At 61.1% G+C, this 13,623-nt stretch carries 8 protein-coding genes and 1 pseudogene; 7 read left to right on the top strand and 2 right to left on the bottom strand.

Annotated elements, in window-relative coordinates:
• Positions 1 to 10: 10 nt before the first annotated feature.
• Both EO174_RS09855 and EO174_RS09850 read right to left on the bottom strand, forming a co-directional pair.
• The gene (locus EO174_RS09855; protein ID WP_065031337.1) at positions 11 to 283 is read right to left on the bottom strand and encodes a BPSL0761 family protein; all 273 of its coding nucleotides are present in this window, start codon (positions 281 to 283) and stop codon (positions 11 to 13) included.
• Between the two features lie 76 nt (positions 284 to 359).
• Entirely contained in the window at positions 360 to 1,235 is an 876-nt protein-coding gene (locus EO174_RS09850) for a DNA-binding protein (RefSeq protein WP_164737143.1), read from the bottom strand.
• Positions 1,236 to 1,335: 100 nt separating this feature from the next.
• Here EO174_RS09850 and EO174_RS09845 point away from each other — a divergent pair, with 100 nt between their 5' ends.
• The 7 genes and pseudogenes from EO174_RS09845 (at position 1,336) to EO174_RS09815 (ending at position 13,508) form a co-directional block, all read left to right on the top strand.
• On the top strand, positions 1,336 to 2,421 hold the full coding sequence (locus EO174_RS09845; RefSeq protein WP_065031339.1) for a site-specific integrase: 1,086 nt from the start codon (positions 1,336 to 1,338) through the stop codon (positions 2,419 to 2,421).
• Positions 2,422 to 2,601: 180 nt separating this feature from the next.
• Positions 2,602 to 3,126: pseudogene (locus EO174_RS09840) on the top strand (site-specific integrase); the annotation flags it as partial.
• A gap of 220 nt (positions 3,127 to 3,346) precedes the next feature.
• Positions 3,347 to 4,585: an SIR2 family protein gene (locus tag EO174_RS09835; RefSeq protein ID WP_065031340.1), complete on the top strand. Its 1,239-nt coding sequence runs from the start codon at positions 3,347 to 3,349 to the stop codon at positions 4,583 to 4,585.
• On the top strand, positions 4,585 to 5,115 hold the full coding sequence (locus tag EO174_RS09830; protein ID WP_065031341.1) for a hypothetical protein: 531 nt from the start codon (positions 4,585 to 4,587) through the stop codon (positions 5,113 to 5,115). Before EO174_RS09835 ends, EO174_RS09830 begins: the two co-directional genes overlap by 1 nt.
• Positions 5,112 to 7,160 (top strand): AAA family ATPase, encoded by a 2,049-nt coding sequence (locus EO174_RS09825; RefSeq protein ID WP_065031342.1) that lies wholly within the window; start codon positions 5,112 to 5,114, stop codon positions 7,158 to 7,160. Before EO174_RS09830 ends, EO174_RS09825 begins: the two co-directional genes overlap by 4 nt.
• Positions 7,157 to 9,475, top strand: a complete 2,319-nt coding sequence (locus EO174_RS09820) for a hypothetical protein (protein ID WP_065031343.1) — start codon at positions 7,157 to 7,159, stop codon at positions 9,473 to 9,475. The genes EO174_RS09825 and EO174_RS09820 overlap by 4 nt, the downstream gene beginning before the upstream one ends.
• Complete coding sequence (locus EO174_RS09815; RefSeq protein ID WP_196768837.1) at positions 9,462 to 13,508, top strand: hypothetical protein; 4,047 nt, start codon at positions 9,462 to 9,464, stop codon at positions 13,506 to 13,508. Before EO174_RS09820 ends, EO174_RS09815 begins: the two co-directional genes overlap by 14 nt.
• Positions 13,509 to 13,623: the final 115 nt, after the last annotated feature.

Genomic DNA, 13,623 nt, shown 5'->3' with positions numbered 1-13,623 from the left:
GTGCCGTCGCTCAAATCCGATGAGGACCTTTGGGGTAACTGCGGAACCAGTCCTGCTCGAACTGCGAGGTCAAGTAAGGCCGCACAAACGCCGACTGTGTGAGGTCCCGCAACCGCTCCTCATGTTGGGCGATGGCTTCCACATCACTGAGTGTCGGGTAGTGACGCAACAGCCGATAGGCTTCCTCGCGCACGGACTTGGGTACGGCTTGGCTGCCGGCGAGTTCCTTGAGAAATGCTCCGGCCTGCAGCAGGTTGCGAGTACGCTCGTCAGGCAGGGTCATGCGAATACTCACCAAAGCTAAGGAATTCTTAGCGTAGCGCTTAGCCCCGCCCGCGTGCCAGCGGCGAGGGCGCAGCCTACCGCTTGGCTACCCTGCGCGTGGCACGAGCAGCCTCTTTCTTGATGGCAGGCCGCGCCTTGGCTGGCCGTGGTTGTGCGAGCGCTTGGGCCCGTGCCTGGGCTGCGGCACTCTCACGCTCGGCGCTATGCTGGGCCCGTTCGGCCGCACGTCGGGCTTGATCGGCCTCGCGCAGTGCCGCGACATGTTCGCGGGCCTGCGTAGCCAGTTGGGCTTTTTGCGCCTTGGTTTCCTGACGCAGCCGATCAATCTCGGTGTAAGCCCGGTCCTCGACCTGGCGCAGGTGCGTCTGCAGGGTCTCGCGTTCGCCCGCAGCCGTGCTTCGTTCCTGCTCCAGACGGGATTGGGCGCTGTGCAACTGCGCTTCCAGGGCATCTCGGCGCCCGCTCAGTTCCTCCAGTTGCCGCTGCAGCGCGACCACCTGTACGGCGAGCTCGCCAGCTCGCTGCTCGCAGACGGCCAACGCCGCCTCAGCGATCTGAGCAGCAACTACCGCCTGCTGGCGTTGTGCCTCAATGGCGGCCATGCGCTCGCGCTCGGCGGTCACGCGGGTTTCGATCTCGGCCTGGGCATTGGCCAGAAAGGCGCGCTCCGGCGCCAGCGCAGCGTCTGCTTGTCCACGCCCGGCCGCTAACGCCAATTCCCACACTTTGGCCAAGGCCACGCCCACATCCTCCGGAACCTCCGGCAGCGCCAGCCGGTGCTCGAGCCGCTGGGAGAGCTGAGTCCACCACGCGTCCAGCAACGGCCCGATCGTATTCGGCGAACCGCGGCCCAGGTGCAGGCGCACGCGTTCGACGGTCGGCCGTTCGCCGGCGCCGAGCAACGCATCGGCCGCCTCAAACACTTCGTTTTCTTGGATTCCTCTGGCCATCTGGATGCCCTCCGACACGAACGCCCTACCCCATTGCCAACCCACGTCCGATAACAGATAGTTATCGGCGGTAGATGCCCTATTCCGTATTATAAAATACATGCGACATGTTAAATCTAACACACTCGTACCCGGCGTTCCCGCCCTCGCCACACTCGCTCCGGATCGTCTCGCCGCACAGGCCGCCGATGCCGTGCGCGAACTGCTGGCCGAAGCTGCTGCAGCCAATACCACCCGCAGCTATGCCACCGCCCTGCGCTACTGGGCGGCCTGGTTCCAGGGCCGCTTTGGCCAGCCGATCACGTTGCCGGTACCTGAGCCGGCGGTGGTCCAGTTCGTGGTCGACCACCTGACCCGGCGCGGAAAGACCGGGCTGACCTGGGAACTGCCGCCGACACTGGATGCGTACCTAGTCGCCGCCGGCCTCAAGCAGAAGCCCGGTGCATTCAAACTCACCACAGTCGTGCACCGCGTAGCCGTGCTCTCGGCCGCCCACCAAGCGCACAAAGCCGCTAACCCGTGTGAAGCGCCCGCCGTGCGCCAACTCCTCAAGCGCGGCCGTCGGGCGGCCGTCAAACGCGGCGAGCGACCGCACAAGAAGACCGCCATCACCCGCCCAGAGCTCGAGGCAATGTTGGCTACTTGCGACGACTCATTGGAGGGGCTTCGAGATAAGGCACTGCTGCTGTTTGGCTTTGCCAGTGGCGGGCGCCGGCGCAGTGAGATTGCGGCGGCTAACTGGCAGGACCTGCGCCGCGTCGGCGAGGACGCCTTCGTCTATCGGTTGGAGCACAGCAAGACTCAGCAGGCCGGCCCTAGCGCCACTGCCACACCCGACAAGCCAGTGCTGGGCCGCGCAGGGACCGCGCTAGCGGCATGGTTAAGCGCGGCTGAGATCACTGAAGGTCCCATCTTTCGCCGCTTGTGGGGCGAGCGCGTAGGCCCGGCCCTTTCGCCTAAGGCGGTAGCCGCGATCGTGCAGCGGCGGGCGTTGCAGGCTGGGTTGAACGGGGACTTTGGCGGCCATAGCCTGCGCTCGGGCTTCATCACCGAAGGCGGCCGCCAAGGTGTTGCCTTGCCTGCCCTCATGGCGCTGACCGAGCATCGTTCGGTGGCCCAGGCGATCGGCTATTTCCATGCTGGTGATGCATCGAATAATCCGGCCGCTCGTCTGTTAGATCCGTAGCGTGACACCCAGCCCGAACCGGTATTACGCAACCCCGGTGGCACGAAGGCAATCAAGACATCTACCCACGTTCCTTCAGCCGCTGCCGCGGGCCACCACGGTTCGAAGAAAGCAAAACCACTTGCCGCAAACATGCTTCCGCGCCGCGAGTAATCCATGGTCACGTCGCTTTCATAGGCGAAGGGCCTGCGTGACCGTGCCCTGCTCTGCTTCGGATTCGCGAGTGGCGGTCGTCGGCGCAGCGAGATCGCGGCTGCGGATATGCGCGACCTGCGCAAGGTCGGCGAGGTCGGCTACATCTATCGATTGGAGTATTCGAAGACTCAGTAGGCTGGGGTGAAAGCGGACTCGACGCCGGACAAGCCAATCCTAGGACGCAGCGCCGAGGCACTTGCGGCTTGGCTGGAAGTCGCGGGGAGCTACGAAGGGGCGATTTTTCGACGGATTTGGAAAGAGCGCGTCGGCCCTGCCCTGCCACCCGGCTCTGTGGCTGCTATCGTAAAGCGGCGGGCCCGCTTGGCGGGGTTAGAGGGGGACTTTGGGGCGCATAGCTTGCGGTCCGGGTTCGTCACCGAAGCAGGCAGGAAAGGCATTCCCTTGCCGGCAGTTATGGCGATGACCGAACATCGTGCGGTGGCTAGCGTGATTGGATATTTTCAAGCGGGCTCAGCAGAAGATAATCCCGCTGCACGACTTCTAAGATGAATGATAAAAAATGTCGGTTGCCGTGGCTAGGATAGACGTCGATGCTGGGTCAGCTGATGATTAGCGGTACCAATTGGTTTGGGATCTCTGCTAGATGTCCTGAGGAAATGGAATTTCTATTAGCGCCGGGGGTGGGTGCGTGACGCCTGAGACAATTTCGCGGCTATTAGCCTCGATGAATGCTGGTCGCCTTCTTGTGGTCTGCGGTGCGGGACTCTCGATGGCGCCCCCAAGCAGCCTGCCGTCGGCCCGCACGGTTGCTGAGCGATGCTTCGACAAATACCGTCTCGAATCTGATCCGAATTGCGACCTTGGTCTTCGGGACAATCTGGAGGCACTCGCCGAGCACTTTGCAGGCCTCAACACTCTGCAATCGGTCTTCATCGAACACCTTGTGCCCTGGCCTGCTTTTGTGCAGCCTTCGAATACAGGGCATGCGGCGATCGCGGATTTTCTCATCACCCGCGCCGCCGTTGCCGGCATATCGAGCAACTACGACACGCTGATCGAGCGACGCGCTTGGGACTACGGCGCGGACTTCCGCAGCTCGCTCGACGGAGACGAGGCCACGTCCCATTCCGTCCGCCAGGCACCCTTGTTGAAATTCCATGGCTGCTCCCAACGGGATCGGCAAGCCACAGTCTGGGCACCTTCACAGCTCAATAATCCGACCATCTCGGGGCGCATTGCGCGAAGTAAAGTCTGGATGGCTGCCAACCTTCGGCAGAAGGACCTGCTCGTCGTCGGCTTTTGGTCTGACTGGCAATACCTCAATGCCGTGATTGGCGAAGCGCTGATCGACGTGCAGCCGTTGTCCGTGACCGTCATCGACCTCTCGCCGACAAACGCGCTCGAGCAGAAGGCCCCGAAACTCTGGGAGATCGCGCACGCACAAAACGTGACGTTCGAACATGTGCAAGAGTCAGGAGCTGCGGCGCTTGACGAGCTTCGTCGAGCTTTCTCATCGAGCTACCTCCGTCAGGTCCTGGACGCCGGACGAGCCGCCTTCGAGCAAGCTACCGGAGCCCAGTGTGACCCGGCTTGGCTAGACGTTGGAAATTTCGACAGCGAAGCCCTCTATGGTCTGAGGCGGGATGCCGAAGGCGTCTCGGCGGCAGAGCCGGCGAAGCTCTTGCGTCCGGTAAATCCAGAAACCCTTGGCTTCTTCCACTTGCTGCTCCGTCAGGCCGGCGCCGTTCAACGCGCCGATGGTTATGATCTGAACGGGCGGAGCATCCGGGTCCTCAACGGGGCGCAATGCATCCTCGGGACGCTACGTGGGAAGTTCGTCGAGCCGCCTGCCGCTGTGCAGTCCGACATTGTTGTCGCGGTAGGTGCGACCGACTTGGGCGTGCCGGACAATGTCGTGCGCAGCGGACGCACCGGTAACGTCATTCGTCCAGACCCAGCGGGCGAATGGTATGACCTTCCTGGGGCAATAGCTGCGTTGGGCATCTGATGGACATCTTCACCCAAGCCGAAATCCTCCTTCGTGACGCACAGTATGAGACCTGGACGTGGACTGGCTCGACCCGCCCGGTGGCCTGTTTCGAAAGCGCGGCGCTGATGGGATTCGTCCACGTCTTCGATAGTGCAGATGCTCTCCTCGGCACGTGGGAGGAGAACCAGAAAATCACACTCGCTCGGCATGCCGCTTCGTTGCGCGGAGCCGGAGCGAAAGCATGGAACGTCTATTCGGTCTTTCTGACACCGGATCAGGATGCGCGCCGAATGCGCGAGATCGAGCGCATCGAAGAAGATTTCTCTTTGACTCGGAAAATCGCGAGGGCCTCCATCAATACACCTGGTGACGTTGAGAAGGCGCTGCTACCGCTGCTGTCGATACGCTCCAAGCCGCTACTCGGCGCCTCCAACTTCGAAACGAGGCTGCGGACCAGGCTGAAGGACATCCCTCCGGATGCCGTGACCGCTTTCCTAAGCGAAACCACGCCAGCAGAGATCGCTCGCATCTTGGGGGCGACGTCATGAGGCTCGATTTCGTAGAAGTATGCGGCTTTCGTGGCTTCAGGGATCTCGTCCGGATCAGTTTCGGACGGGGCTTCACTGTCATCACCGGTCGCAACGGCGTGGGCAAAAGCACGCTGTGCGATGCGGTCGAGTTCGCGATCACTGGATCCATCGACAAGTACGTCGTCGAAAAGGCCGCGAAGGAGAGCCTCAGCGATTACCTTTGGTGGCGCGGCGAAGGTGTTCCAAAAGCCCACTACGTGACAGCCTCCTTCATTGACGACAGCGGCTACCCGTTCACCATCACGCGAACGCGAGAACGCGGCTCCGATCGTTCACCGGAGGAAATCCAGTCCGCGCTTTGCCGCGGACCTGCGCCAGACGACGCACTTCGGCAGCTCACCCGGACGTCGATCATCCGCGACGAATGGATCGCCGCGCTCAGCCTGGATCTCACCGAAACGGAGCGATTTGATCTTGTGCGCTCGGCGCTCGGTCCATTGGAAGGGTCGGAAGCCGGTAGTAGAGCCAAGGAAGTCGTGACTGCCGCCGAAGCCGCGCACACTAAAGACGAGGCCACCTATGAGGCTGCCCGCTCGCGACTGGCCGACAGACTGACGCAGCAGTCCGAGACACAAGCCGCGCTCAGCAGATCAGGGGACGTGTCCGGCGCGCTCCAGGTGATCGCTGCCGCGGCGCCGGAGGCGCCCATCGAGCTGACGGCACGTCTGGCTGCAGGTCGAACCGCGCTCGCAAACGGACGAGCCAAATTGGGCCGGATGGGCGAAGCGCTTCAACTCGGTCGAGAGGTCGCGGCGGCGCAGGCCCTCTACAACGCTCCCGAGTCCGCGGCGAGACGCAAGGCCGCATTGGCAGCGCATGAAGCAGCGCAGCGCGAGCACGAGGCTGCACGGCAAGTCCTTTCTGAAGCCGAACAACGTCTCTCGCGGGAAGAAGAGATGGACGTGATGGCGGCGTCGCTGAGCTTCCTCATCGAACACGGCGAGCGCCTCGGGCTGCACGACGATCATTGCCCGCTTTGCGCAGCCCATCGAACATCGGACGAGTTCGCCGCCGGCCTGGCTGCGGCGCGGCGACGGATCACATCAATGGCGTCGGGCGTTCAGGCCGCTCGCGATGCTCTCGCCTCCGCAAAACAGAACGCGCTGCGACCCAGCCTCACGTTGCAGACAGCTACGGTCGCGATCCAAGCGGATGCGGACGAGGTGCGGCGCCTGCGCGACTCGGAAGCGGCGCATGTGGATTTCTGCGATCAGTGGGGGCTCGATCACCGCTTCATCAAGGATCCTGACGGGCTGGAGCAGGCCATTTCTTCAGAACGCGACCGGTTGATCGACCTCGAGCGCGCGCTACTCGTGCTGGAGGCCTCGCAAGCTCTGTCGCGAATGTCGTCGATCGAGAGCAACATCTCGGCGCTGCGCGCTGAAATCGATAAGCTGGCGCATTCGGTTGGCCAGTCGCAAAATGCCGTCACAGCAGCCCGCGAGATCGAACGCTCTGTGAGACGTGTCAGCGCGGAAATCATAGATGAGCGCCTTGCTGAGATCAGCCCTCTGCTCAACGAGCTCTATCAGCGCCTGCGACCGCACGCCGACTGGCGGACAATCGACTACAGCATCCGTGGTGACGTCCGACGCTTCCTAAGCCTCAAGGTGGGCGATGGGCTGAATCCGCAATTCGTCTTCAGCAGTGGTCAACGTCGCGCTGCCGGTCTCGCTTTCCTTCTCTCGGTCCATCTTGCGCGGGCATGGACACCGCTCAGGTCCCTTCTGCTCGACGACCCCGTTCAGCACATCGACGATTTCAGGGCCCTTCACCTGGTCGAAGTGCTCGCTGCTCTGCGCTTGGATGGGCGCCAGATAATCTGCGCCGTCGAAGACCCCGCGCTGGCCGATCTGCTGTGCCGGCGCTTGGTGAGCACTTCTACGGAGGGAGGCCGGCGTCTCGACATCGACCTTGGACTGCTCGGCGCCACAAGCGTTGTCATCGACCAGGAAATCAATCCGATGCCGGTCGGAGTTTTGCGTGGTGTCGCCACCGCATGACGGCCGATAGCGGGCAAATCGAGCTTCCGGCAACGCGCAAACGTCGAGCGCACGGCCCCTGGAGCGATCTGGCGCTCCACACCATTGGCTGGCGCGCGTTTCAGGATCTTTGTTCGCAGGTGTGCGAAGTCGTACTCGGCCGACCCGTAGAGATCTTCCGTGAAGCGCATGACGGCGGCCAGGACGCGGTCTTCCTCATCGCCTCGGGAACGAACGCACCGCCCATAGGCACGGTCCAGTGCAAGCATACGTCCGATGCCATGAGGGCCTTGAAGCTCAGCGATATCACCCCCGAGCTTGAAAATGTCGATGAACTCGTCAAAGCCGGTCAGGCGGACACCTATGCCTTCATGACGAACATGAGCATAGATGCACCTGTGGCGGCTGCGATTCGCGCCAGGCTCCGAGCGCTCGGCGTGCGTAAGCCTCACATTCTTGGTCGCCAGTATATCGTCCGAGTCATCAGAGCTAGCGCGCGGCTGCGTGCCCTCGTCCCGCAGGTTTACGGCTTGGGGGATCTCACCTCGATCGTGGACGAGCGGCTAAGCGAGCAAAGCCGGGCGCTGCTTGACAGTTGGATTCCAAAGCTCCGCACCTATGTGCCCACAAAGGCCCATCGCGACGCCGTCAACGCCATTTCCAACCACGGCGTAGTGCTCCTGTTGGGCAATCCCTCAAGCGGCAAATCAGCGATCGGCGCGATCGTCTCGACGATCGCTTCGGAAAACCCGGATAACACCGTTCTCGCTCTGACCAGTCCCCGCGATTTCGAGGCTGGATGGAATCCGAACGATCCGGGCCGCTTCTTCTGGATCGACGACGCGTTCGGCTCGAATGTGCTACGCGACGACTATGCGCAGGACTGGGCGTCGGCCTTCTCGAAGCTTCGAGCCGCAATCAAGCACGGCAACCGCTTCCTCCTGACCTCCCGCAAGCATATCTATGAAGCGGCACGGCGGCGGCTGGGACAGCGCAACCTGGCCCAATTCGCTGATGGCAGCGCCGTTGTCGATCTCGGCGAACTGACATTCGAAGAAAAAGCCCAGATCCTCTATAACCATGTGAACTTCGGTGAGCAGAGCCAGAGTTGGCGATCAAGCATCAAGCCACACCTAACCGCGGTCGCCGCCGTTCGCGACTTTCTTCCTGGGATTGCCGAACGTCTTGGTGACCCGAACTTCACCAAGGGGCTCGCGCCTCGTGAAAGCTCCCTAGTTCGCTTCATGGAAGAGCCGACAGAGCATTTGATCGATACGGTCAATGCCCTGGATGATCAGCTTCAAGCCGCGCTCATCTTGGTTTACGTCCATCAAGCCGGCTTCGATCCTAGCGACCACGATGTGTGGGCTGCCCAGGCGGTCGCGGAGCTGACGTCGTACAGCCTCACCAAGATCCAGGATTGTTTCGCTGAATTGAAAGGCTCGTTCTTGAAGCTCTCCGGATCAAAGTGGACCTTCGCCCATCCGACGATATCCGACGCGCTGACGGAGATCCTGCGCCAGAAGCCGCATATGATGGCAGCGCTCATACGGGGCGCGACGATCGACACCATTCTCAACAGTTTCACGTGTGAGGGCTCGCCTCTCATTAGAGACGCGCTTGTCATTCCGACGACGCTCGACGACGCACTGGTCGCCCGGCTTGGCCACACCCCCGATGAACGGCACCGGAACTGGATGCTATTCCACTTCTTGTCCTATCGGGCGAGCGGACCCGTGTTCACAAAATTGGTGCAGCAGCTTCCAAATTTACTTAGACGGTCCTGCTGGCAAACCGACCTCGCCGGCAACAATCCCCAGATCGCCGCGTACGCCCGAGCCCATCACCTCGGTGTGTTATCGGAAGATCTGCGCTCGGAGGCCGCCGACACATTGGAATCGGCCGTGCTCACAAACCTGGATTCATCCATCTTCGACGAACCAGAGATGCTGGCGCTCATACCGCCGCTGAGACTGGTCGGCATGGGATTGGCACTGCGAACAACCGTGCTGCCCTCGATCGAAGAGCGGATCGACGAGATCGTCGCCGACGCTGACTTGGACGAGGAGCCTGACAACCATTTCAAAAAGCTTCTTGGTGTACTCGATCGCATTGAGACGATCGGCGTTGACGCGGACGCCACAGCGCTGATCGACGACGCGCGTGATCAGGTGAAGCGGTCAATCAAGGGACTGGAGGAGCGCAAGCGCGAACGGGAGGAAGGCTCAGAAGACGAAGCGGATTGGACGCACATCGTGACGCAAAAAAAGGAGGAAGCTTCGGCTCTCACTCCGGTCCCCACGAAGCGCTCGGTGTTCGACGATGTCGACAAATAGTCATGAAGACGCGCAGCGGCTGAGCTCCAGCCAGTCGGGCCCGCCCTTGACAGATAGCGCGGATGCGAAGCGTCCCCTACGAGGCGCCGCAGCTGCTCAAGCGGGTTTCGACTATCAGCTCGACGTCTCAATCCTCGCGGCCCTGCAACTTCTCCTCATTTCTAAGTCGGCTACGCGCCTTGTGCTCGAGCCCGCGAACGAAGAAGATTTGGAAGCGGATCTTGAGCCCCACAAGCCGGGACGCCTGCAACCAAGTGCAACCGTCGCAGGCGGGTACAAGCTTGTCGTCCAAGTCAAAATGGACAACGGCGAGCCGTGGTCGATCGAGGATTTCGAAGCCCTGCTCAAGCACGGCTCTGAAAAAAAAGGTGGGCGCCGAAACGCCCTTCATCATCTCGACGAACCGAATACTCGTTATCTGCTCGTCACTAATGCCGACGCAAAAGGCGTCGCACGTGGACTGCTGGTCGAAGGCTTCGAAGAGGTCTCGGACAAGGCAAGCTTTCCGCCGAGCCTGCACACGACATTGAAAACGTCGCCCGAAGGCCGTGTCGCGATCTGGGGGAAGCTTACCGAGAAACATCTCGCATCCGATATCCGAGCGCTAATGTCGGACCTGTTGCACGTTCCCAAGGTCGAGCAACTAAATCTCCTCCAAAAACTCCGTCTCGAAGCCAGGCGGCGGACCCGAGGCAGCACGCCCGGTCTGTGGACGAGCGATGACCTTCTGGCAATGGTGCGGGCGCACGGCGGATTCCTGGCCAGCTCCGCCAGCCTCGAGCATTTCGTGCCCCCGGCGAACTTTGACGAGATGCTCAAGGTCATGAACGACAAGAACGCAGTCGTCATTCGGGGACCTTCGGGCACAGGCAAGACGCAGGCAGCGCTCAAGCTGTGCGATATCGCGCGACGGCGTAATGCTGTGCTGGAGGTCGTCACCATTGGGGCGGACGATGCGCCGACGAGCGTGCGCAAGGTCGTCAATAACGGACCGACACTCTTCTACGTTGATGATCCATGGGGCCAATTCAGCCTACGCGGGGGCAGCGAGGCTTGGACCGAGCAATTGCCACGCCTCCTTGCCAAGGCTACGCCGGATCATCAGTTCATCGTCACCTCCCGCAGCGACATGATGCAGAGCGCCAAAGTCGGCGACAGCCTCAACGCATGGTCGGTCGAGTTGGATGCGGGCCAGTACCGGGACGGTCAACTCCGCGAAATTCATGACAACCGCATGGACCAGCTAACGGCCGCCCTGCAGACCAAAGCGTATGCGTTTCGCAGTGAGGTGCTCAAGAGGCTTAGCACGCCGCTTGAGATCGAGTTGTACTTTGCGCACATGCAAACCGGCCACGATGTCGGCGAGGAAAACCACATCTTCTTTCGCCGGTTGCTCGAGTTGGCGCAGCGCGATGCGGTGGAAGGCGTTGTCCTCAGAGCGCTATCGTCGATCGACACATGCGGCACTTCAGCTATTGTTTGGGCGCTGCTGGCGGCAAGAGGTCAGTTCGACCGCAGCCGACTCCACCCTCTTCAACGCGCGCTACGCGGGCTGGATCGTGCACTCGGCGACGGCTTGGATCGACTTACAGACCGCATGATCGCGGCCCGCCATTTGCGTCAGCCGGCCCGCACCATCGCCTTTGCTCATCCTAGCGTCCGACAAGGTTTTGAAGCCTTCGCCAAGGAGAACTGGGGACAGAGCGAGGCTGCGATCAAGGCTCTGATCGCAGCGCTCGCTCAGTTGCCGTCAGCGCATCGCGATTGGGGCTTGGAAACCGCCGCCCGAATTTTTGAAGTGACGCGCTCGTTTGCTCGCCGAGAGGACGTTGATCAGACCTTCGACATTGACTCCGGCAGCAAGGAAGCGATCGATGCTTGGCTGGACGAAAGCCTTATGGATCCGGCTTCCAAGTTCGCGCCCTTGCTGGAGTTGGCGTCGGAGGTGGGCAGCGATGAGTCCATACCGAGCCGCGTCGCGAGGTGGCTGTTGAAAGGCACGCAGCGGGGAGCTTCTTTCTTCGTTCGTGACTGGCAACCGACGATCTTTGACGATGCCTGGTACGACGCCGTCGCAGCGAGCCCGTTCGCGGCCAAAGTCGCAGAGCGATTTATTCGTGAGCAGCTTGGCTTCGACCGAGGGAATTACGGAGCGGGATTCGCAAAACGGCTCGATCGCTTCGCACCCAACTTGACCTCCGCCTATCACGACGCCGCGCGCCAGATGGTCGGCAACGGCTTCGAGCTCAACGCCGACGCCGTCGCGGCCGGCGCCGTGCGCGACCTAGATGGATTTGAGATCGTTTTGCAGGCCGCGCTGGACGACCTCGCGAGCATCCACCGCGAGTATCTTCAGAGCGGCCGGGAGGCGTGGCGTGCGATCGAGGATGGCGAACGGAATCATGCCGTCGAAGAGGCCACCCAATCTAGCCATGAAGGCGACGGTTACACATCCGGCGTCTTCATCGACGCCTATGTCCAGCAGCTTCGCGCAGAGGGTCGCTGGTTGGTCCTTGCCAACCATCGGCGCGTCGCTGATTTGGTTCCCGCTTGGTCGAAAGCGCTCGTGATGTCTTCCCACCTAGTGGATAGAGATGAGCTTTTGGCTATTGTCGCAGCAAGCAAGGATATGGATAACGAGCTAACTGTTTGGGCTGCGGTGCGGAAGCACTGGGTTGCAGAACTGGAGCCTGGGCTCATTGCGCATGTCGCATCTGTTCCCTCTTCGGTCGATTTGCGTAACGAGCTTGTGCTTACAGCGCTGGAAGTCGCGCCGAATGCGCTGATTACGGCGTTCCAAATGAATTGCACGCAACTTGATCGGCAAATCAAGCTGCTCACTTCCATGCAGAAATCTCGTCGGCGGCTGGGGGAAAGCAGTCACGCCAAGCTAAGCCCCGTCGTTGGCGCACTTCCAGATCAACTCAAGGAAGTATTCGATGCCTTTCCCACCAAGAAGCGGAAGGCCCGCGCGGTCAATGGTCTAGCGCTCATACTCCTGACAGGCTGCGTACCACAGCTCGATGCGGAGGCGCTTGATCTGGTTGTACCCGTCATCCTTGCAAGCAAAGGCGACGCATCGGATGCGATCGCTCAATGGCTGAAAATTGCCAGCTGCCAGAAGCATGCCGTGAGTGCGACCGAGGCTGCGATTGCAATTGGCAATATCACTCTCGTTCAAGCAGCGCTACGACATCAGCGCGCCGACGCGCGCCGTGCGGCGCTGCTTCATCTATCACAGGCATCCACCAATCCTTTGCCACCGGAAATCCTCGAAATGGCATCCGACCCCGGTAGCCGAGTACGCGGCGCATTAGCCGATCTACTCGCGAAACGGCCGCACCCGGATCACCTAAACACACTGCTCACTTTAATACATGACACTTGGTCGAGCGCCGCAGCATATTACGACGATCCCCCGAGCTTTGATATCGCGAGAGCCGCCGTTGTTGCCCTTGCCGATTACACCCCCCTATCCGATGCAATTGGCGATTCGCTTATCGATCTTGCGAATACTACGACAGACAGAGCGCTTAGCAAGTACGCCCTTATCGTCGCCGCGAATTGCGGCAGCTCTGAAATCCAACAGCAAATCTGGAGTCTCATCAACATTCCGGAAGCGCGCTGGATTCGGCTTGATGCCATTGATGCCCTGGCCGACGCTGATTCCTTAAGCTTGAGTGTCGTCGGATACCTAACTCCTGATTTTCTACTGCATTCGCCAGCTATCGTTGCGGCATCGGCGGCGCACCTCGTTGGGGCTCATGCTACGGCGAACGATGCTCTGAAAATCTTTGAACGGATCGCCAACTCGAATAAGCGACGCGCTCTGCTGCTCGTCGGGGCCAACGCAATGGCCGGGCGTGACCGCGTGACTGCTGACCGGATCCTTGATTTGCTGGAGCCCGGCCATCCTGGGCGTCAACTACTGGCGGCGACCGAACCTCTCTCTGGATCCATTCTGGATGATCTTTGCGAGGTTCGGCTGCGAGAGGCTGTCCGAACGCGACTTGGTGACCGCATTGCCTCTTGACGAGCTTCGGTACCAACTTCCCGAAGTGGTTTCGCTAGATATGCCGCTCCGTAATGCCATCCACTCTAGCTTCAGGGCAGATACCGCCGCCTACCCCTGATAAATCTCCCTAATC

The sequence above is a fragment of the Xanthomonas sp. BRIP62418 genome, from assembly GCF_003993495.1.
GTDB lineage: Bacteria > Pseudomonadota > Gammaproteobacteria > Xanthomonadales > Xanthomonadaceae > Xanthomonas > Xanthomonas euroxanthea.
The sequence above is the reverse complement of the archived record's forward strand: the minus strand, read 5'-3'. Positions and strand labels throughout refer to the sequence as shown.